At 67.6% G+C, this 20,589-nt stretch carries 12 protein-coding genes; 9 read left to right on the top strand and 3 right to left on the bottom strand.

Annotation, left to right across the window (positions count from 1 at the left end; genetic code table 11):
• The first annotated feature begins 98 nt into the window (after positions 1–98).
• The 3 genes from NZU74_02835 to NZU74_02825 all read left to right on the top strand — a co-directional run bounded on the left by NZU74_02835 (position 99) and on the right by NZU74_02825 (position 3,314).
• Entirely contained in the window at positions 99–1,136 is a 1,038-nt protein-coding gene (locus tag NZU74_02835; GenBank protein MCS6880243.1) for an ABC transporter ATP-binding protein, read from the top strand.
• Positions 1,137–1,218: 82 nt separating this feature from the next.
• Positions 1,219–1,791, top strand: a complete 573-nt coding sequence (locus NZU74_02830) for a hypothetical protein (GenBank protein ID MCS6880242.1) — start codon at positions 1,219–1,221, stop codon at positions 1,789–1,791.
• Between the two features lie 197 nt (positions 1,792–1,988).
• Complete coding sequence (locus NZU74_02825; GenBank protein MCS6880241.1) at positions 1,989–3,314, top strand: ABC transporter substrate-binding protein; 1,326 nt, start codon at positions 1,989–1,991, stop codon at positions 3,312–3,314.
• 64 nt (positions 3,315–3,378) lie between these two features.
• On the opposite strand, the gene NZU74_02820 is transcribed toward NZU74_02825, so the two are convergent.
• Positions 3,379–3,684: a nucleotidyltransferase family protein gene (locus tag NZU74_02820; GenBank protein MCS6880240.1), complete on the bottom strand. Its 306-nt coding sequence runs from the start codon at positions 3,682–3,684 to the stop codon at positions 3,379–3,381.
• 76 nt (positions 3,685–3,760) lie between these two features.
• Here NZU74_02820 and NZU74_02815 point away from each other — a divergent pair, with 76 nt between their 5' ends.
• The 4 genes from NZU74_02815 to NZU74_02800 all read left to right on the top strand — a co-directional run bounded on the left by NZU74_02815 (position 3,761) and on the right by NZU74_02800 (position 11,966).
• Positions 3,761–5,623: a VWA domain-containing protein gene (locus NZU74_02815; protein MCS6880239.1), complete on the top strand. Its 1,863-nt coding sequence runs from the start codon at positions 3,761–3,763 to the stop codon at positions 5,621–5,623.
• A 2-nt stretch (positions 5,624–5,625) separates the two neighbouring features.
• Entirely contained in the window at positions 5,626–6,600 is a 975-nt protein-coding gene (locus NZU74_02810) for an ATP-binding protein (protein ID MCS6880238.1), read from the top strand.
• Entirely contained in the window at positions 6,597–10,322 is a 3,726-nt protein-coding gene (cobN, locus tag NZU74_02805) for a cobaltochelatase subunit CobN (GenBank protein ID MCS6880237.1), read from the top strand. The genes NZU74_02810 and cobN overlap by 4 nt, the downstream gene beginning before the upstream one ends.
• Positions 10,323–10,826: 504 nt before the next feature.
• Complete coding sequence (locus tag NZU74_02800; GenBank protein ID MCS6880236.1) at positions 10,827–11,966, top strand: adenosylcobinamide amidohydrolase; 1,140 nt, start codon at positions 10,827–10,829, stop codon at positions 11,964–11,966.
• Between the two features lie 295 nt (positions 11,967–12,261).
• Here NZU74_02800 and NZU74_02795 read toward each other — a convergent pair whose 3' ends face one another.
• Both NZU74_02795 and NZU74_02790 read right to left on the bottom strand, forming a co-directional pair.
• Positions 12,262–15,015, bottom strand: a complete 2,754-nt coding sequence (locus tag NZU74_02795) for a clostripain-related cysteine peptidase (protein MCS6880235.1) — start codon at positions 15,013–15,015, stop codon at positions 12,262–12,264.
• A 331-nt stretch (positions 15,016–15,346) separates the two neighbouring features.
• On the bottom strand, positions 15,347–15,952 hold the full coding sequence (locus tag NZU74_02790) for a hypothetical protein (protein MCS6880234.1): 606 nt from the start codon (positions 15,950–15,952) through the stop codon (positions 15,347–15,349).
• A gap of 505 nt (positions 15,953–16,457) precedes the next feature.
• Here NZU74_02790 and NZU74_02785 point away from each other — a divergent pair.
• Both NZU74_02785 and NZU74_02780 read left to right on the top strand, forming a co-directional pair.
• The gene (locus tag NZU74_02785; GenBank protein MCS6880233.1) at positions 16,458–17,372 is read left to right on the top strand and encodes a LysR family transcriptional regulator; all 915 of its coding nucleotides are present in this window, start codon (positions 16,458–16,460) and stop codon (positions 17,370–17,372) included.
• A 326-nt stretch (positions 17,373–17,698) separates the two neighbouring features.
• Positions 17,699–20,092 carry a thiamine pyrophosphate-dependent enzyme gene (locus NZU74_02780; protein MCS6880232.1) on the top strand — a complete coding sequence of 798 codons (2,394 nt, stop codon included), beginning with the start codon at positions 17,699–17,701 and terminating at the stop codon, positions 20,090–20,092.
• Positions 20,093–20,589 lie beyond the last annotated feature (497 nt).

Raw genomic sequence — 20,589 nt, 5'->3', positions numbered from 1 at the left:
AGGTTTCCCCAAGCCTCCGCCCGTGGGAAGGGCCTGGGAGGGGCTACGCCCTCCCGGAAACCCTCTTCCCGGACCATTCGTGTAGCGAAAGCACGCCCATGAGCACAACGGTACTGGCAACCGAAGCCCTGAGCATCGGCTACGCGCCCCGCCGCGGGCCGCGGCGGGTGATTGCCGAGGATCTGAACCTGGCCCTCCACGCCGGGGAAGTGGTGTGCCTGCTGGGACCCAACGGCGTGGGCAAGTCCACCCTGCTGCGCACGCTGGTAGGCATGCAGCCGCCCCTGGCCGGGCGGGTGTTCCTCGACGGGGCCGACCTGGCCGCCCTGAGCGCCCGCGAGATCGCCCGGCGCCTCAGCGTCGTGCTGACCGAGCGCATCGAGGTGGGCCAGTTGACCGCCTACGCCCTCGTGGCCCTGGGGCGCCACCCCCATACCGACTGGACCGGCCGGCTGACGCCGCGTGACGAAGAAGTTGCCCGCTGGGCGCTGGAAGCGGTGGACGCGGTGAACCTGGCGGCCCGGCTGGTGCACGAACTGAGCGACGGCGAGCGCCAGCGGGTCATGGTGGCGCGGGCGCTGGCCCAGGAGCCGCTGGTAATGATCCTCGACGAGCCAACCGCCTTCCTCGACCTGCCGCGCCGGGTGGAGATGATGCGCCTGCTGCGCCGCCTGGCCCGCGAGACCAACCGGGCGCTGCTGCTCTCGACCCATGATCTGGACCTGGCCCTGCGCAGCGCCGATGCTCTCTGGCTACTGGCGCCGGGGGGCGTGATGCGCGTCGGCGCGCCAGAGGACCTGGTGCTCGGCGGGGCCTTCGAGGCCGCCTTTGCCAGTGAGGGGATCACCTTTGACCGGCATCAGGGCCACTTCCACGTCCATCCGCCGGCCTACCGGCGCGTGGCCCTGGTCGGCGACGGGCTGGTCGGCGTGTGGACCGCCCGCGCCCTGGAGCGGGCCGGCTGCCTGGTCGTCGGCGGCGACGAACCGGCGCCGATACGGGTGATCATCTCCGGCAGCGAACCAGCGCCGCGCTGGAACGTCTGGCTCGACGGGGCCGCGCCGCAGCGGGTGGCCTCGCTGCGCGAACTGGTCGCCCTGATCCGCCAGCGGGCGGTGATGGAGGAAGCAGCGTGATGAGGAGGGAACGCCTGGCGCGCTTCTTGGCAAAGTTGACGCAAAGGCGCAAGGGCGCGAAGTGTATGAAGGAGATCGCACGATGGCTACAACCGAACCGCGCATCGTCGTCGAACCGGGCGTTGGCACGCTGGAGATCTTTCCATTCGAGCCAACCGAAGAGACGCTCTACCGCCTCTTCAGCGATCTGTTCAGCAATCACTGGAACGAATTCATCTTCGGTCCGTATATCCAGGGCGCGGTGTTTGAAATCAAGGCCCCCAACGCCCCCACGCGCATCAGCCTGAACAATGGCTATCTGACGGTAGACTTTGGCCCCTGGCACTTCCACCTGTGTATCGGAGAGTACAAAGGCTCGCCGCAGAACCCGATCGATCCTGAACTGGCGCGGCAGCGCCGCACTGCCCGCGCCGAGTTCTACCGCCGGCTCAATGCCGATGGCAGCCCCGGCAGTTGGGGCATACGCCTCTTTAACGGCAAGGGTGAGCAGCAGATCACCATCTTCCTGCCTAACCCCTTCTACTCAAACGAAATGCAACGCCTCGAGGCGCCCGACTGGTCACGTCTGGCCCTCTGGGATAAGCTGCGAAGCCAGTACCTGGGCTTGGAACCCGACCCGAAGGATCGCAGCGCGACCCGCTTCGAGCACGGCTAGGGGGATTTCAGAAGGCAGTCTTTGGATTGGGGATTAGATGTGGGGCGCCTGGACAGGTCAGCGTGGCGCCGCCAGCCGAATCGTTCGTCTGGACTGCCCACTACCACGCTCAACGCAACCTGACCAGTCGCCGATGGCATTAGCCTGTCGTTGCCCTGTACGCTTTCGTAGTCCGAGCTGCAAGGAGGGAACACGCCATGAAACGCCTCAGCACCCTGGTCGTCACGCTCCTGTTCATCGCCGGGCTGGTGGCCTGCGGCAGCCAGCCGGCCGCCCAGGCGCCCACCGCCGCGCCCACGCCCACCGCGCCCATGGCGTCCACGGCTGCACCCGCCCCCACCGCCGCGCCTGCGCCTACCGTTGCGCCCGCGCCCACCGCTGCACCTGTGGCCGAGGCCCTTGACGCCAACCTGACCGAGGGATGCGTCACCGACTATGACCCGGATGTTGACTACTTCCCTGACAAAGTGACCCTCTCTCACTCGACGGCCTGGAAGGTCGAGTACTTCAACAACTACAAAGAGGTCACCGTTCTGAAGCCATATCCAGGCGCCACGGAGACCTTCCGCTACATCCTGGTGCAGTGCGGCACCCCTGTCCCGAGCGATGTCGGCGACGCGCAGGTGATCGAGGTTCCGGTCAAAACCGTTGCCGCCCTTTCGACAACGCAGTTCGCCGACCTTATCCGCCTGGGCGTGCTGGACCGGCTGGTGGCGGTGCAGAACTTCAAGCAGATCAACTCTCCCGAAGTGCTGGCCCTGGTCGAAGCCGGCAAGCTGAAGGAAATTGGTGGCGGTCACAGCGAAATAAACGTTGAGGCTGCCCTCGACCTGCAACCCGATCTGATCATGACCTTCGCCGGCTCCGATGCAACGGAATGGGATCACCCGAAGCTGATCGAGGTGGGGCTGAAGGCGGTGATCAACTCTGCCTGGCTCGAAGAGGAGTCGCTGGGCCGCGCCGAGTGGATCAAATACACGAGCCTCTTCTTCAACAAGGAGGCCGAGGCCGAACGGGTCTTCGCCGAGATGGAGGAACGCTACACGACCATGGCCGAAAAAGCCAGGGCGGTGGCCAATAAGCCTTCCGTGTTTACCGGGTTTATGTACAAAGGCTCGTGGTACGTGTCGGGCGGCAAGAGCTACTTTGCGCGGATGTTGGCCGACGCGGGGGCCGACTACCTCTGGGCCGACAATGACACCACCGGAAGCCCCCAGCTCAGTTTCGAGGAGGTGCTTGAACGCGCCCAGGATGCCGATTTCTGGGTCAACGGCAGCCAGTTCTGGACGAGCGCGAGCGATGTGCTGAAGGATGACGAGCGCTACGCGCAGTTCGCCGCCTTCCAGAACGGGCATCTGTACAACAACAACCTGCGCCTGAACGCCACCGGTGGCAATGACTACTGGGAGAGCGGCGTCGCCAACCCGGACATCATTCTGGCCGACCTGATCAAGATCTTCCACCCGGAGTTGTTGCCCGACCACGAACTTGTTTATTACCGGCAGATCAAGCCGGAGAGGTAAGCACAGGCGTTTGGAGTGGGCGCAGGGTTTGGGAGGGCTCTGCCCTTCCAAGACAACTATTTCATCACGCGGCATACACCACCTGCATATCGCGGAGAATGCGGTCGCGGAGGTACGGGCTGAGGGCGGACTCAGTGAGCAAATCAACCCGGCGCCCAAGCGCACCGCTCAACTCCTGTTCCAGCCTGATCAGTCCGATCAGGCTTGTCGGCTGGGCAAAGCGAACGATCAGGTCAATATCGCTGCGGTCGGTTGCCTCCCCGCGCGCCATTGAGCCGACAAGACCCACCATAGTGACACCGTGACGCCGGCAGATCTCGATCAACGTTGGGAGATCGAAAGGAACTTTAAGTTCTGGTGGTACAGCCATTCTTCGCTCGCTTCAGCAGGTATTCGTGCAAGCATTCCACGTCTGTTGGATTGTACCATTTGATCCTGGAGCATCCATGCCCCTCCTCCCCCTCTACCCCTTCTCCGCCCTCGTCGGGCAGGAGACCATGAAGCTGGCCCTGCTGCTGGCGGTGATCGATCCGGCCATCGGTGGAGTACTGCTCCGCGGCAGCAAGGGCGCCGCCAAGTCCACTGCCGTGCGCGCCCTCCAGGGGCTGCTGCCCGAGACGCCCCTGCTCACCCTGCCGCTTAACGCCACCGAGGAGATGCTGCTGGGCGGGCTGGACTGGCAGGCCGCCATCCAGACCGGAGACCGCCGCTTCCAGCCTGGCCTCCTCGCCCGGGCCAATGGCGGCATCCTCTATGTGGACGAGGTCAACCTGCTCGACGATCACCTGGTGGACGTGATGCTTGAGACCCTGTCGAGGGGCTGGCACCGGGTAGAACGGGAGGGCGTCGCCGCCGCCCACGCGGCGCGGGTGACCCTCATTGGCACCATGAACCCCGAGGAGGGGGAACTGCGCCCCCATCTGCTCGACCGCTTCGGTCTCTGTGTCGAGGTGCGGGCGGAGGAGGATCTGGAGCGCCGCCTGCTGGTCCTGGAGCGGCGCGAGGCTTTTGACCGCGATCCTCAGGCTTTTCGGCGTCAGTACGAGGAAGAAGAGGAGCGTCTGCGCGCCCGCCTGCTGGCCGCGCGAGCGCGGGTGGGCCGCATCGGTCTGCCCCCGCGCCTGCGGATCTTCATCGCCGAACTGTGCGCCCAACACCAGGTCGCCGGCCACCGCGCCGACCTGACCCTGCAACGGGCGGCCAGGGCCATGGCCGCCCTGGAGGATCGCCCCGAGATCACTCTGGCCGACATTGAGCGTGTGGCCCCCCTGGCGCTGCGCCACCGCCAGCGCGAGGCCCTGCCCCCGCCCCTCGCGCCGCCACCACCGCCCCCGGAACCGGCGCCTGTTCCGCCCGAACACGCCCCGCCCCGCGATACGCAACCCTCCGGCGACGCGACTCACTCTGATGGCCCCGCCACTACCTCAGACGGAGAGAGCGCCGGAACCACCCCGCCCGCGGGCGACCAGGAGCGCGTCTTCGAGGTGGGGAGCGGCTTCGCCGCGCGGCGGATCGAGGCCCGCCCCGATCGCCTGACGCGCCGCGGTTCGGGGCGCCGCTCCCGTACCCGCGCCTTGCGCCTGGGCCGCTATGTGCGGGCCGTGCCCGGTCGAGGCGGACGTGACATCGCCCTCGACGCGACCATCCGCGCCGCGGCCCCCGAACAGCCGCGCCGCTTGCGCCCGCCGGGGATGGCCATCGCCATTCGCGCCCAGGACCTGCGCGAGCGCCAGCGCGAACGGCGTATCGGCAACTTCCTGCTCTTCGTCGTTGACGCCAGCGGCTCAATGGGCGCCCAGGCGCGCATGGTCGCCGCCAAGGGGGCGATCATGGCCCTGCTCGCCGACGCCTACCAGAAGCGCGACCGGGTGGCCCTGATCACCTTCCGCCGCCGCGAGGCCGCCCTGGTCCTGCCCCCGACGGCCTCCATCGAACTGGCCGCGCGCCAGTTGCGCGCCCTGCCGGTTGGCGGGCGCACGCCCCTCGCGGCGGGCCTGGCCGAGGCGGCGCGGGTGCTGCGCCTGCACCTGGCGAAGGAGCCTGCCGCTCGCCCCATCCTGGTGCTGATAACCGACGGCAAGGCCAACGTGGCCCTCGCCCCCGGCGCCGACCCGCGAGCCGAGGCGCTGCGCATCGCCGGGCGCCTGGCCCTTGAGCCGCGCCTGACCCCCATCGTGGTAGATACCGAGGCGCCTGGCCCGGTCCGCTTCGGTCTGGCTCGCGACCTCGCCGAGGCCCTTGGCGCGGTGTGCTACACTCTCGATGACCTCCGGGCCGCCGATCTGATCGCCCTTGTACAATCGAGGTAAGTATGGAGCCGGTCCCCTACCCCTTCGCGGCCATCGTCGGTCAGGAGCAGATGAAGCTGGCCCTGATCCTGAACGTGATTGACCCGCGCATCTCCGGGGTGCTTATCCGTGGCGAGAAGGGCACCGCCAAGTCCACCGCCGTGCGCGCCCTGGCCGACATTCTGCCCGAAATCCCGGTGATCGCCGGCGACCCCTTCCAGACCGCGCCGGGCGATCGCTGGCGCGACGACCTGCCCGCCGACGCTCCGGTGGTCTGGCGCAAGGTGCGTGTGGTCGAACTGCCCGTCGGCGCCACTGAGGACCGGGTCGTCGGCACGCTCGACCTGGAGCATGCCCTCAAGCACGGCGAGAAGCGCTTCGAGCCGGGCCTGCTGGCCCAGGCTCATCGCGGCTTCCTGTATGTGGATGAGGTCAACCTCCTCGACGACCATCTGGTGGACATTCTGCTCGACGCGGCGGCGATGGGCGTCAACACCGTCGAGCGCGAGGGCGTCTCCTTCAGCCACCCGGCCCGCTTCACCCTGGTGGGCACGATGAACCCTGAAGAAGGCGAGTTGCGCCCGCAGCTCCTCGACCGCTTCGGGCTGTGTGTGCACGTCGAGGGGATCAGGAACACCGACGAGCGAGTTGAGATTATGGAACGCCGGCTGGCCTACGAGGCCGATCCGGCCGGCTTCGCCCGCCGGTGGGCCGCCGAGACCGACCGGCTGCGCCAGCGCATCGTCGCGGCGCTGGAACTGCACCCTCGCGTCACCGTGGAGCGCGCTCAGATGGTCGCCATCGCCCGGCAGTGCCAGGAACTGGGCGTGGATGGGCATCGCGCCGACATCATCGCCCTGAAGACGGCTAAGGCCCTGGCGGCCTGGCACGGGCGCGACCAGGTGCAGGAGGAAGACGTGCGCCAGGCCGCTGGCCTGGCCCTGCCCCACCGGATGCGTCGCATGCCCTTTGATCCGCTTGGCGAGGTGTCAAGATGAAGATTGTGCTCATTAGCGCGACCGGCAACGGCATCCCGGCGGCGCGCCAGGCCCTGGCCCGTCTCGAACGGGAACACCCCGGACGGTTTACGCTTCAGGCGCGAGAGGGGAGCAACCTGGCGGATCGGGAGCAGGCAACGGCCTTCGCCGATGAGGTCATCCGCGCCGCCGACGCCCTGATCATCCTGCTCCACGGCGGCGCCGCCTCGTGTCCTCATTTTCACATGCTGGTAACGGCGGCGCGCGAGGCCCTGGCCTACTGCTACATCCACCCCTCCGATGAAGACGCTATGGCCCTCTCGCAGGAACTCTCGACCGACTACGGCAGCCCCTTCTTCGAGGAGGTGCGGCGCTACATCCAGTTCGACGGCGCCGACAACTGGCGCAACCTGTTCTGCATGCTCGCCGGCCGCACGGGGCCATCGCTGCCCCACGACCCGCCCCGGCCGCAGCCGACCGAGGGCCTCTACCACCCCGACACCGGCGCTGCCGCCACCCTCGAAGCGCACCTGGCGGCGCGGGGGGTCGGCATTGACGATCTGCGCCGATCCGGGCGTCCGGTGATTGGCATGTGGTTCTACACCAGTTACTTCACCGATGGCAACCTGGCCTGGGCCGACGCGCTGATCCGCGAGATCGAGCGGCAGGGGGGCTTCCCCCTGGCCTGCTTCTACATGCGCATGCCCGATCCCATCCGCAACAACCGCATCTCTGATTGGATCATCGAAAACTATTTCATGTACCACGGCGAGCCGCTGATCCACGTCCTGATCAACCTCATGGCCTTCGCCATCCGCCTCTCCACCCCTGCCGTGGCCGACGTCTACGCCCGCCTGGGGGCGCCGGTGCTGCACGCCATGCTGCTCTTTTCACCCTATAGCTTTTGGAACGAGACTGTACAGGGTGTAAGTCCGATGGAGGTGGCTATCAATGCCGCCCAGCCCGAATTCGACGGGGTGCTGATCACGCTGCCGATCGGAACCCAGGAGGAACTGCCGCCCGACCCCCTCACCGGCGCGCGCCTGCACGTTCACCTGCCCATTAACGAGCGGATAAGCGCGCTGGTGCGTCTGGCCATGCGCTGGGCCAGGCTGCGCCTGATCCCTAATCCAGAGAAGCGGGTGGCGATCATCTTTCACAACTATCCGCCGACCAACGAACGGATCGGCTGCGCCACCGGTCTGGACTCGCTGGAGAGCGTGGCGCGCCTGGTGGGGCAGCTCGCCGACCAGGGCTACCGGGTCGAGCGGCGCTACGCCTCGGGCGAGGAACTGATCGCCGATCTGCTGGCCCGCGCCACCAACGACGCCCGCTGGCAGACCGGCGACGCGCAGGCCGCCCGCGCCGTGGCCCTGGCCGCGCCGGAGCAGTACCGGCCCTGGGTGGCGCAGTGGCCGGAGGAGCGCCGCGAGGAGATCATCCGCGAGTGGGGCGCGCCGCCCGGCCCCATCCTGGCCCACGACGGCCAGGTGATCATCAACGGCATCGTCAATGGCAACCTCTACATCGGTCTCCAGCCGCCCCGCGGCTTTGCCCACGACGCCGACAGGGTCCACGACCCGCTGCTGCCGCCGCCGCCGGCCTACCTGCTCACCTACCGCTGGCTCCGCGACGTCTTTCGGGCCGACGCGGTGATCCACGTCGGCACCCACGGCACCCTGGAGTGGATGCCCGGCAAATCCCTGGCGCTCTCCGAGACGTGCTACCCCGACATGGCGATCATGGACCTGCCCAACATCTACCCCTACATTATCAACAACCCCGGCGAAGGGGTGCAGGCCAAGCGCCGTTCCTACGCCTGCGTTGTGGATTATCTCACTCCAGTAATGACCGGCGCCGAACGCTACGAGCACCTGGCGACCCTTGACGCGCGCCTGCTCGAATACATGCAGATGGCGGCGATGAATCCGGCGCAGGCGCCCGCCCTGGCCCGCATGATCTGGGAGCTGACCGTCGCCAGCCATCTCGATCGCGACCTGGAGATTGACGAGGAGCGCGCCTTCGCCGACTTCGACGCCTTCGCCCGCCGCCTGCACAGCTATATCAGCGACCTGGCCGACACGGCGATCAGCGACGGGCTGCACATTCTGGGCGAAGCGCCTACGGGCGCGCGACTGGTCGAGTACCTGGCCCAGCTCGTGCGGCTGCCCAACGGGGCCGTCCCCTCCCTGCGCGAGCTGATCGCTCGCCAGTGGGGCTACGACTACGACGCCCTGCTACGCGACCGCGGCGCCCCCGACCCCACCGGGCGCTTCCCCAGCGCCGGGTCGGCCATTGAAGCCATCCACGCCGAGGTCCTGCGCCATATCCGGGCCGTGCTCGACGGCGACACCGCGGCCTGCGAGGCCGGGCCGCTCGCCCCGACGCTCAGCTACGTGCGCGACGCGCTGATTCCCCGCCTGGCGCAAACCAGCGACGAACTGGCCTCCATCCACGCCGCCCTGGGGGGCCGCCACGTGCCGCCGGGGGGCAGCGGCGCGCCCACCCGCGGCATGGCCGACGTGTTGCCCAGCGGGCGCAACTTCTACACTGTTGACCCGCTCAAGCTCCCCACCCCGGCCGCCTGGGAAACCGGCGTGGCTCTCGGCGACGCCCTGGTCGAACGCTACCGCGCCGAAACCGGCCAGTTCCCCGAAACGATCGGCATGGTCGTCTGGTCCGTCCCCACCATGCGCACGATGGGCGAAGACATCGCCCAGATCCTCTACCTGATGGGCGCGCGCCCGATCTGGAACCGCTCCAGCGGGCGGGTCGAGGGCGTGGCGCCCATCCCCGCCGCGGAGTTGAAGTTCCCGCGCATAGACGTGACCCTGCGCACCTCGGGCCTGTTTCGCGACACCTTCCCCAACCTGATGGAACTGATTGACGACGCGGTGCGCATGGTCGCCCTGCTCGACGAGCCGCCCGAGACCAACATCCTGCGCCGCAACGTGCTGCGCGACCGCGAGGAGTTGCTGCGCCAGGGCCACGACCCCGAAACGGCCCTGCGCGAGGCCACCTTTCGCATCTTCGCCGAGCCGCCGGGCGCCTACGGCGCCGGCATCCCCGAAATGATCGAGGCCCGGGCCTGGCAGAATCGCGCCGACCTGGCCGAAACCTTCATCAACTGGGGCGGCTACGCCTATGGGCGGCAGGTCTACGGCGTCGCCCGTCACGCCCTGTTTCGCCAGCGGCTGGCCGGCGTCCACCTGGTGGTGAAAAATGAGGACACTCGCGAATACGACCTGTACAGCGACGACGACTGGGCCGCCTACCTCGGCGGACTGGGCCTGGCGGTCAAAACTGTGTCCGGGCGCGCCCCGCGGGTCTACAGCGGCGACGCCTCTGACCCCCGGCGCATCCTGTACCGCGACGCGCAGCAGGAGAGCCGGCGCATCTTCCGCGCCCGCATCCTCAACCCCAAATGGATCGCCGGACTCCAGCGCCATGGCTTCAAAGGCGCCGGCGACATGGCCCACACTGTGGACAACGCCTTCATCTGGGACGCCGTGGGCGACGTGCTCGAAGACTGGATGTACGAAGACATGGCCCGGCGCTACGCCCTCGACGAAGCCATGCGCGCGTGGATGCGCGAGGTCAACCCCCACGCCCTGCACAGCATCCTGGAGCGCCTGCTTGAAGCCATCAGCCGGGAGATGTGGCAGGCCGACCCGGCTATGCATGAGCGTCTGCGCCAGCTCTACCTGGAGATCGAAGGCGATCTCGAGGAACGGAGTGAATAATTAGCCTGTGAACTAAGTTTCCTTACCTTTCCACCCCCCTCCCAGCCTCTTCTCAGGCGGAGGGTTTTTCCGGCGCATCCTCGCGTCGCATTCGTCATCCGGGGCATCGGGACGCCCAACTCCCCCCTCTCCCGCTCAGGGAGAGGGGGGCAGGGGGGGAGGATCATCAGCGCATTGGAGTGCCGAAAACCCCTTCTCGCTCGAAAAACCCTACACCTGAGAGCTCCCAGCCTCCCCCCCCAACGGGGAGAGGAGGCGGGATCCCTCCCCCGGCGGGGGAGGGTTGGGGAGGGGGTAGGGGTTTAGCGAAAAACTAAGTTCACAGACTAATAATGCCAATTCTGTCGTAAACTATGCCTGCGCCTCATCGCCAGATCTCACCGGGACTCCATATCCGGCAATCCAAAATCCAAAATCCAAAATCCGAAAAGCTCCTCCTCGTCCGAAAAACGCCATCCGTGAGAGAGGCGGGAAGGGGGCGGAACCCCACGAATGGAAAAACCTATGCTCCTGGCACGCTACTACGACGGCGTCGAGATCCACCGCGCCGACAAGATCATCTACGCGCGCTTTCTCCAGCCGCACCGGGTCATCTCCACCTGCCGCAGCAGTGCGGGCGGCATCCGCGAGGATCTGGAGTACCTCTACAATCACCAGTCCTGCGAACCGCAGGGGCACCGGCTCAGCGACGAGATCCACGGGCTGGCGATTCACCAGCCGGACGCCTACCGCGAGCTGATCGCCACCCGCCACGGCCTTCCCGCCGAACGCTGCGCCACCACGGGCACGGCGGCCAACATGCACGCCGCCGGCATGGCCCACGAACGCTTCCGCGACGTGGAGGTCGTCGCCGTGGTCACTGCGGGGGTCGAGACCAACGCCGGGCGCGCCGGCGATCCCGCCGCTTACCACGAAGAGGACGGGCGGTACGTCCACGCGCCGCATGCCGGGACGATCGTGATCATGCTCTGCATCAGCCGCGAACTGCGCCCCGGCGCGCTGGTCGAGGCCGTTACGATGGCAACCGAGGCGAAGACAGCGACGCTTCAGGAGTTGAACGTGCCCTCGTGCTACTCCGACGGCCTGGCGACGGGCACCGGCACCGACCAGATCGCCATTGCCGCCCGGCTCGACGGCGCGCCGCTGACCGGCGCGGGCAAGCACACCCGCCTGGGCGAACTGATCGCCCGCAGCGTGCAGACGGCCCTCCGCGAGGCTCTGGCGCGGCAGAACGGCCTCTGGCCCGCGGGCCAGTGCAGCACGCTGGCGCTGCTGCGGCGCCTGGGCGCGCGCGAGAAGCCTTTCAGCGCCGCCATCTGCGCCCATCTGAACGATGATGACGCGCAACTCCTGGCGCGCAACCTTCAGGTCGTGCTCAACGACCCGCCGACGGTCGCCGCCGTAGCTGCACTCCTGCACCTGCGCGACCAGTTCGTGTGGGGCGTCTTGCCACAGAGCTGTCTGCCGGAGGTCTTCGCCAGCGCGGCGGCCCAGCTCGCCGCGGCGGTGGCGGGGCGCCCGCAGCGACTGCCGGCCTACCGCGAGGCTCTGGAGCATCCCCCGCCAGCGCTCGCCCCCTCGGCCACCCTCGAGCTGATCGCCCGCGCCTTTGCCCTGGGGTTTAGCGAGAAGTGGGCGTGCTGAGGCGGGGTGTAATATCATTTCGGATTTTGGATTGTGGATTTTGGATTGCCGTATACGTCGCTACAATGAGACCTGGCAATGTTGCGCATGCACAATATTCAACAGGAATTAGTATTACGATGAGACCCTCCTGTCGTAACGTACTGAAGTGATAGCCGTTATCTCTACTTTGTCACTTTGCCCCTGGCGGGGGGTGTGGGAGCTGCAGGCCCCTCCGAAATCCAAAATCCAAAATCCGAAATAGGATGAGGCGTAGATAAACGCTCACACTGGAGTCTCCCCTTCCCCGCCTCCCCTACCGCCGCACCACCGGCAGCCAGAGATCGGTCTGCACCGTCCACCCGATGAGGGGCTGGAAGCGTGGCGAGGCCGCCGGCCCTTCGGTGACCCCGCCCGGCCCCACGCCCAGGGTCTCGCGCAGGTAGGTCCGCAGCATCTGCGCCCAGGGGCCGGGGTTCGGCGCGTTGCCCTGGGGGCCGTAGAGGTAGCCGGCGACCAGCGCGGGCTGCCCGCCCAGCCGGTCGCCGCCAGGGAAGAGGACCGCCAGCCCCGCGGCCCGCTCCAGGCTTACCACCGCGCCGCCGCTTGCCTGGCCCGAACGCTGGACGGCGGCGATCAGCGGCGAGGTGGCCTGTTCGTCCAGGAGGGTGACGACCTGCGCCGCCGCCGCCTGTACGCCCGCGTCAATGCCCACGCTGTCGCGCAGGCGCAGGGCCAGATCGCGCAGGTCCACCAGGGCGTCTTCCTCAACCGGCACGACCTGGCCGTCCGAAGCGATCAACTGGTCGTGGCGCCCGTTCCCCGAGGCGTCGTAGACCTGGGCCGCCGCGCGGGCCGCCGCGGTCAGTGGTCGAGTGCGTTCGCGGTCAGCCACCAGGCCGCCGCTGAGGACGCTGGCCAGCGCGTCCACCCGCTGGCCCAGGGCCTCGACGCGGCTCAGGTCGTAAGCTGCCAGGCTGCGGGCCAGTCCGGCGCGGTAGGCGTCAATAGCGGCGCTATAGGCCGCGACAGTGTTGCTGGCCGCCGTCGCGGGATCGCTCGCGCGGCTGAGGGCGGGCAGGAGCCGGTCGTAGGGGCCAAGTTGCCAGATCGGCCCGGCCGAGCCGACGGCGAAGCGCGCGTAGGGAGCGCTGGCCCGCAGGACGTCGAGCGAGCCCATGTACGGCGCCTGGTAGATCACCAGGTCGAGTTGCTGGCCCGCCCCCAGTCCCGCGGCGGCGTAGGCGGCGCGCAGGTCGGCCAGGCTCATACTCGCTCCGCCGTCAGTTTCATCGAGGGCCAGCAGGCCGGCGGCCTGGGCCGGGGCGACAACGAGCAGGGCAGTGCGGGCGGCGGGGTAGCGCTCGCGGCCAGAGCGAATGAAATCCGCAAGGGTTGCCGGGTCGGCGCTGCTGGCCTCGGAGCGCAGGCGGCAGTCAGGCGGGCCGCCGGGCGGATAGAAGCACCGCCGCAGCCCGCCAGGGCCATACTCGTCAACCAGGCTGACGATGCGCAGATTGGGATGGGCCGCTGCCAGCGCCGGCAGGCGGGCGAGCTGCGTGGCTGGATGGGCGCTGCGCGGCGCTCGCTGCGCGTCGCTGAGCGCATTGTCGGCGGCAACGTAGATCAGCAGGGTCCAGGCCGCGCCGGGGGCGCCCGCCGCCGGATCGCCGGGCGTGGGCGCTGGCGGCTCAGGGGGCGCGGGCAGCGGGGCGGGCAGCAGGCGCACGGCGCGTTCGAAGTGGCTGAACCCGTACTGGAAATTCGGATCGGTCCGCGGGTCACGGTCATAAACCACTACGTACCAGCGGTACTCGCGCCCGTAGGCGAAGGGGAAACCGGGAGCGCCGGCGAAGCTCCCCGGCCCCAGATTGAAGCGCAATGGATCGCGGGCCGGGTCGAGCAGCGGGCCGCAGAGCTGCACCGGCAGCCGCGTAGCCGGATCGGCCCACTGCGGGTCGTAGAGACAGAAGCGGTGGCGCTCGCCCGCGCCGGGGCGTTCGCTGCGCCAGGCGAAGGTCGCCGGCTGCGCGTCGGTGGCTGCCACGACGGCGAAGGGGTCGGGCGTCTCCAGTTGCACGTTAGCCACCTCGAAGGGCGGGAGGGTGGCAGTATCCCCGGCGCCCAGACTGGCAAGCTGCGGGCCGGCCCAGAGACCCAGGCGCGCCCGTTCCAGGGCCGGGGACTCCAGGCCGGGGTGGAACCAGACCTGGTAGCGCGTGTCGGGGGCTAACGCGGGCACCGAGACAAAACGGTAGCCGCCGTCCAGGCCCGAGGTGGCAGAGGCCACGATGCTGACGCCGGACGCGTAGGCGCGGGTGAGGAGCAAGGCTGCTCCGGGCGCGCCGGCGCCCAGCAGGCGCACCTGGCCGCCCACGCTCGCCGCCGGTTCGCACACGCTGGCATAGACATCATCGAGCCAGAGACGCGGCGTTCTGCCGTTGGGAGGATTCAGTGCGGTGACGAGCAGCGCCACCCGCCCCAGGGCGCGCAGGCGGGCAATTGCCGCCGGAGCGGTCACCTCCCATTCAAAGAGGCGCCAGTTGCCATCACCGCCTCCGGCGGTGTCGAGTTCCACGCGGGCGATCAGGCCGGCGGGATCGATGCGGTTGATCTCGTACAGCTCCACCTGCAAGCGGTCGCCCGGGCCGGTCGTCCCGGAGGCGTAGCGGTAGCGCAGCGTGCCGTAGAGTTCGGCGAGAGCGGCAGGAATGGCGATCTCCTGGCCCACCGAGGCGCTGGGAGGCGTGGCGTCGCCAGCGGCCCCGAACAAGAGCGACCGGGGCGGCGTATAGGAATCATCAGTGGTGAAGGTCCATCCCTCGCGAAAGACGCGCCACGGGGAACTGGCCGGAGCAACGTTCACCTGCGGGTCGGCCAGGGCCTGAACGCAACGCTGGCTGCTCTGGGCTGGAGAGAGGCGCTCTGGCGCGTCGTCAAAGTGGAGGGCCGGCGGCGAGGGCGCCGGCAGATCGGGGACGAAGAGGGTCGGCCCCTCCTGCGCCCGGGCGCGCGGCAGGCCGGCCAGCGCAATGCAGAGAACGAGGGTAACGAGGAGAACAGGTTTCATGATGTGGTGCTGCCTACCCGGAGGATGTAAGAAGAATCAGGAGGGTTGTGCTCCCAGGGGAAGACCATCGCCCGTTGGGATAAACGCCGCTGGAAGCGTTTCTGGTGCGGTTATGCCAATTTCGGATTTTGGATCTTAGATTGCCGTATAGGGCGTCCTGATGAGACACGGCGATGAGGCGCATATGGTCCGTTAAGGGATGGCGCCGACGTACAGGAAAAAGCGCGACGAGCGTAACGCCGCGCTGTCGGGCGATTGACCACGGTAATCAACTCTCTGGTTCGGCGCCAGACGCACCGCGCCCAATCCAGAATCCGCGACCCTGCGTCGTTCAGGCAAGAAACAGCGGCTCCCCCTCAGAGCGCTGACCGAGGTACGTCATATCGCCAAAGACCTGGCGCACGGCCGGCGCGGCCCTATCGGGCGCGACCAGGCCGAACAGCCCGGCGGCAACCACGGCCTGGGGCGCCAGTTCCGGATCGGCGATCCAGATGATCTGGGGCAGACTGGTAGGGAGGCTCACCGCGTAGGCCGAGCCGTGGGTGCTCAGATAGTCTATCAGAAAGAGGTGAAATATCCGCTGCGGCGCCGTCGAGGCCAGCGAAGCGACCAGCAACGAGGTGCCAGCGTCATCGTTGAGCTGGTGCACCGCGAAGAGCAGATCATTGTCCAGCCGCAGCAAACCGAGATCGAGCGTATGGTACGCCGTGTGGCAGCGCCAGCTCAGGCTCAGCGCCAGGCGGTACTGCCGCTTCTCCAGCAGGCACTCAAAGGCGCTGAGGGTGGGATCGTCGTCAATCTCGCCGCCCGGATCGAACACGAAACAATGCTCCAGATCCACTGGCTGGGGGGGAACGAAAATCGCGCCGTCAGGCGTGGAGAGCCGTTGCTGCGTGAACTGCGTTGCCAGGCGCTGGCAGTTGCTGGTTCGCCCCATCGCTTCGCTCCTTCGCTCGCGCGGCACACTCGCAGGAGCATTTCGCTGCGACCGTGCCTGGTTGCCCTGGCCGCAAGGCTGACGCCGTCACGAGCTGCTGCATGCCCCCGCCGGATCTATGGCGTCGCCTTGCCAGATAGTTCCGTAGGCCGACGTAACCCCATCGCCTACCGAAGCGTGCGCGACAACGGCAGTGTACGTCGTATTTCCGCGAAGTTAATCCTTATTTCCATAGATTTGCAATGAAGTATAGCACACATTACGCGCCCTGTCATCGTGTGCAAGATGGACTCAGTTGCACAAATGATGCACAAGTATCATTATCTAAAGGCGCTTTTGCGGCCTGGTCGTACATATGAGAACAAAAAGAAGGTTTTCGGCCAGGGCGCGGCCTCCGGATCCCCATCCGGGCCGGATGGACGCACGCCCTGCATGGCTGGTACAATGAGGAGCGCGGATGCCCATCTCCTCGCAACGCCATGAGCGGCCCGATTCATAACGTGCAATGGACGCACAGAAACTGACCTACTTTCTGGCCGCCGCGCATACGCAGAACTTCCGCAAAGCGGCCGAACTGTGTTTCGTCGCCCAGCCGGTGCTCAGCCGACAGATCGCCGCGCTCGAGCAGGAACTGGGGGTGGAACTCTTCACCCGTCAGAGCCGCAGGGTGACCCTCACTCCCGCCGGGACGGCCTTTATCGCCCATGCCCGCGACATCCTTGAACGCATGCAGGTCGCCCGTCAGAGCATGGCCGCGCGGCGCGATCAGGCCGGCGGCATGTTGAACGTCGGCTGCATCGAACCGCTCTCCGACACTCTGCTGCCCCCGGCGTTCGCCCTGTTCCAGCAACGCTTCCCCGCTGCGCGTGTCAACGTGACGGTCAGCGGCACCGAGGAGCTGTTCGGGCTGGTAGAAGAGGGTCGGCTCGAACTGGGCCTCTTCGGGCTGGCCCCCGAACGCATGCGCCCGCAGCCCTTCCTGGTGGTCCACGAGCTGTACCGCGACCGCCTGGCGCTCCTGGTGGCCGCCGATCACCCCCTGGCGCGCGCGGAGCGCCCTGTCGGCGTCGAGCAACTCTTCGTCGAACGCCTGGCGCTGCTCAACCAGCGCTTCGCCATGCGCCGCATCCTTGAGCGCATCTTCGCCCAGCACTCCCGCGAACTCAACCCCGTGCTCAACATTGACAACGTCGCCACCCTCAAGCTGATCGTCCAGCACGGCGGCGTGAGCACCGTGCTGCCCCAGTCGCTCCTCTCCCCCGCCGACCGCCAGAGCGGCATGGCCGCCCTGCTCATCCACGACCTGCCCGACATCTTCACCTTCGCCCTGGTCTACCGGCGCGAGGCCTCCCTTTCAACCATCGCCGAAGGCTTCATCACCGCTGTAACCGAGAGCGTCTCCGCCGCGCGCCCGGCCTAGCGGTTGCTAGACCAGGCCCTCGCAGCAGGCAGGGCAGCTTTTCCTCACCCTCCCCCCCGCCCTTCGCGCGGCGCCCCCTCCCTCTCCACCTGCGGTGGAGAGGGAGGGGGCAGGAAGGAGGGTGAGGACTCACACCAGCGTATCACCCTGGAACCAAAGAGGTACTGGACAGCGCCCCAACCCGGATCTATGCTGACAGGGTAGAAATGTTTCACATGTGACTTTTCTGACCCCGGCGGGAGCAACCCTTCAGGTTGCTCCCAGCAGGCAAGCGCCATATTACAGCTAAAAGACTCGGACCAATGACGCTCCGGAGGAAAAAAACGATGATAGACGCATTCGAGTTTGATCTTCGCGAACGATCCACCCTCACCTTCGCCCAGGCCGAAGTACTTTCAGATTACCGCCTGGGCTGGCTGAGCCGCCACGTCAGCCTGATTGGGCGGCGCGAGGTGATGAGTGGCAACGCCAAGTTCGGCATCTTCGGCGACGGCAAGGAGGTGGCTCAACTGGCCCTGGCCCGCGTGATGCGCCCTGGCGATACCCGCGCCGGCTACTACCGCGACCAGACCCTCCTCTTCGCCCTCGGCCTGCTGACCCCGCAACAGTTTTTCGCCCAGCTCTTCGGCCATACCGACGTGACCGCTGACCCCTCCACCGCCGGGCGGGCGATGAACGCCCACTTCGCCACCCGCCAGCTCGACGCTCAGGGCCGCTGGCTGCCCCAGACCGCCTCTCCCCAGAGTTCCGCCGACATCTCCCCCACCGCGGGCCAGATGCTCCGTCTGGTGGGCCTGGCCTACGCCTCGCGCCTCTACCGCGAACTCGAGGAGTTGCGCCACCTGAGCCAGTTCTCCCACAATGGCGATGAGGTGGCCTTTGGCACCATCGGCAATGCCAGTTGCGCCGAGGGTTTCTTCTGGGAGGCGATCAACGCCATCGGCGTGCTGCAAGCCCCGGCGGTAATCTCGATCTGGGACGATGGCTACGGCATCTCGGTGCCCAACGAGTACCAGATCAGCGGCGGCGACCTGTCGGCGCTGCTGGCCGGCTTCCGGCGTCGCCCCGGCTCGAATCAGGGTTTCGACCTCTACACCGTCCGCGGCTGGGACTACCCGGCCCTGCGCGAGGTGTACCTCCGCGCCGCCGAGCGGGCGCGTGCCGAGCATGTCCCGGCCCTCATCCATGTCACCGAGATGACCCAGCCCCAGGGCCATTCGAGTTCGGGCAGCCACGAGCGCTACAAGTCGCCCGAACGCCTGGAGTGGGAACGAGCCCACGACCCGCTGCTGCGAATGCGCGCCTGGATCCTCGAAACGGGCCTGGCCGACCCCGACGAGCTTGACGCAATCGAGGCCGAGACCCGCGCCGAGGCCGAAGCCGCCCGCGAGCGAGCCTGGGAGGCGTATCTCGCCGAGCCGCGCGCCGAGGCCCGCGAGCTGGCCGGTCTGCTGCTGGCCGTCGCCCCCACGGCGGACGACCCCGCCGCCCTGCGCGCCATGGCCGCCGACCTGCAAGCGGCTCCGAAGCCTCTGCGCCGCGAGTTGCTAGCCGCGGCCCACACAGCGCTCGCGCAAACCCGCGCGCGCCCGACCCCGGCGCGCGCCGCCCTGGCCGCCTGGCGCGCCGACCATCTGGCCCGCGGGCGCGAACGCTACGGCTCGCACCTCTACCGCGAGGACGCCAGTGCCGCGACCCGCGTGCCGGCTGTGCCCGCGCGCTACGCCGCCGATGCGCCCGAGGTGCGCGGCTTCGAGATCCTGCGCGCCACCTTCGACGCCTGGCTGGCCCGCGACCCGCGCGTATGCATCTTCGGCGAGGACGTGGGGGCGCTGGGCGACGTCAACCAGGGCACCAGCGGCCTGCAACAGAAGTACGGCAAGTTGCGCGTCAGCGACACCGGCATCCGCGAGGCGACCATCATCGGCCAGGCCATCGGAATGGCCATGCGCGGCCTGCGCCCGATTGCCGAGATCCAGTACCTCGACTACATCCTATACGCCCTCAGCCCTCTCAGCGACGATCTGGCCAGCCTGCACTGGCGCACCCGCGGCGGCCAGGCCGCCCCGGTGATTGTGCGCACCCGCGGCCACCGCCTGGAGGGCATCTGGCACTCCGGTTCGCCGATGGGCGCCCTGGTGCACCTGCTGCGCGGCATGCACATCTGCGTGCCCCGCGACATGACCCGCGCCGCCGGGTTCTACACCACCTTGCTGCGGGCCGAAGAACCGGCCCTGGTGGTCGAGCCGCTCAACGGCTACCGCCGCCGCGAGCGCATGCCCGCCAACCTCGGCGAGTACAGCCTTCCCCTTGGCGTTCCCGAGATCCTGCGCCCCGGCGCGGATGCGACCATCGTGACCTACGGCGCCTGCTGCGCCATCGCCCTTGAGGCCGCCGAGGCGCTGGAGCGGGTAGGAATTGACGTCGAGGTGATTGACGTGCAGACCTTGCTGCCCTTCGATGTCCACGGTATCATCGGCGAGTCGCTCAAGAAAACCAGCCGGGTGATCTTCTTCGACGAGGACGTGCCGGGCGGCGCCTCGGCCTACATGCTCCAGCAGGTGCTCGAGGTGCAGGGCGGCTACTGGCACCTGGACGCTCCACCCGTAACGCTCACCGCCCGGCCCCACCGCCCGGCCTACGGCAGCGACGGCGATTACTTCTCCAAGCCCAACGCCGAGGACCTCTTCGATGCGGTGGTGGGGTTGATGGAGGTGTAGGGCGATATTGGGTTTTGGATTGCGGATTGCTACGGGTGGCGTTGGAGAGCGGTCCTTGGAGCAATTGACCCGCAACGGTGACGGCGCGAGGGCAGCGAGCCATACGGCTCGGCGCCCTGGATAATAATTCCGGTAAGTGTTCTACATCTTTTTCACGAAGAGGGTGCGGGCGAGCGGAAATCGCCCGCGCCCTCTTCGCATATCCGGCTAACGCTCCCCCTTACCTGACGCGCAACGCGCATCGTGCGGGAGGGGCAGTGTCTATGATTTAAGTGCTCTGAGCTGCGGGCTAATGAAGATTAAGAATCAGATCTGGTACAGCCTGCGAAGGCGGGCTTCGCATTGGTAGCCCGCGGCTTCAGCCGCCGGGCTATAGGGCAAATACCGGTGTATATTCTTAATCTTCATTAGCCTGCAGCGTTCGGCAACACCGGAACATTTTTGAATGCGCCCCGTCCCTCCCCTGGCCCGCATTCCACCTATGGTAATACCACGGT

This window comes from Chloroflexaceae bacterium, from assembly GCA_025057155.1.
Lineage (GTDB): Bacteria > Chloroflexota > Chloroflexia > Chloroflexales > Chloroflexaceae > JACAEO01.
Note: the sequence above shows the minus strand (reverse complement) of the source record. Positions and strands in the feature narration are given on the sequence as shown.

What these genes read in the sequence shown, in the direction of transcription:
- cobN (MCS6880237.1), top strand. Translation starts at nt 6,597, where the DNA reads ATGAAGATTGTGCTCATTAGCGCGACCGGCAACGGCATCCCGGCGGCG.
- NZU74_02815 (MCS6880239.1), top strand. Translation starts at nt 3,761, where the DNA reads ATGCCCCTCCTCCCCCTCTACCCCTTCTCCGCCCTCGTCGGGCAGGAG.
- NZU74_02800 (MCS6880236.1), top strand. Translation starts at nt 10,827, where the DNA reads ATGCTCCTGGCACGCTACTACGACGGCGTCGAGATCCACCGCGCCGAC.
- NZU74_02795 (MCS6880235.1), bottom strand. Translation starts at nt 15,015, where the DNA reads ATGAAACCTGTTCTCCTCGTTACCCTCGTTCTCTGCATTGCGCTGGCC.
- NZU74_02810 (MCS6880238.1), top strand. Translation starts at nt 5,626, where the DNA reads ATGGAGCCGGTCCCCTACCCCTTCGCGGCCATCGTCGGTCAGGAGCAG.
- NZU74_02835 (MCS6880243.1), top strand. Translation starts at nt 99, where the DNA reads ATGAGCACAACGGTACTGGCAACCGAAGCCCTGAGCATCGGCTACGCG.
- NZU74_02825 (MCS6880241.1), top strand. Translation starts at nt 1,989, where the DNA reads ATGAAACGCCTCAGCACCCTGGTCGTCACGCTCCTGTTCATCGCCGGG.
- NZU74_02780 (MCS6880232.1), top strand. Translation starts at nt 17,699, where the DNA reads ATGATAGACGCATTCGAGTTTGATCTTCGCGAACGATCCACCCTCACC.
- NZU74_02820 (MCS6880240.1), bottom strand. Translation starts at nt 3,684, where the DNA reads ATGGCTGTACCACCAGAACTTAAAGTTCCTTTCGATCTCCCAACGTTG.
- NZU74_02830 (MCS6880242.1), top strand. Translation starts at nt 1,219, where the DNA reads ATGGCTACAACCGAACCGCGCATCGTCGTCGAACCGGGCGTTGGCACG.
- NZU74_02790 (MCS6880234.1), bottom strand. Translation starts at nt 15,952, where the DNA reads ATGGGGCGAACCAGCAACTGCCAGCGCCTGGCAACGCAGTTCACGCAG.
- NZU74_02785 (MCS6880233.1), top strand. Translation starts at nt 16,458, where the DNA reads ATGGACGCACAGAAACTGACCTACTTTCTGGCCGCCGCGCATACGCAG.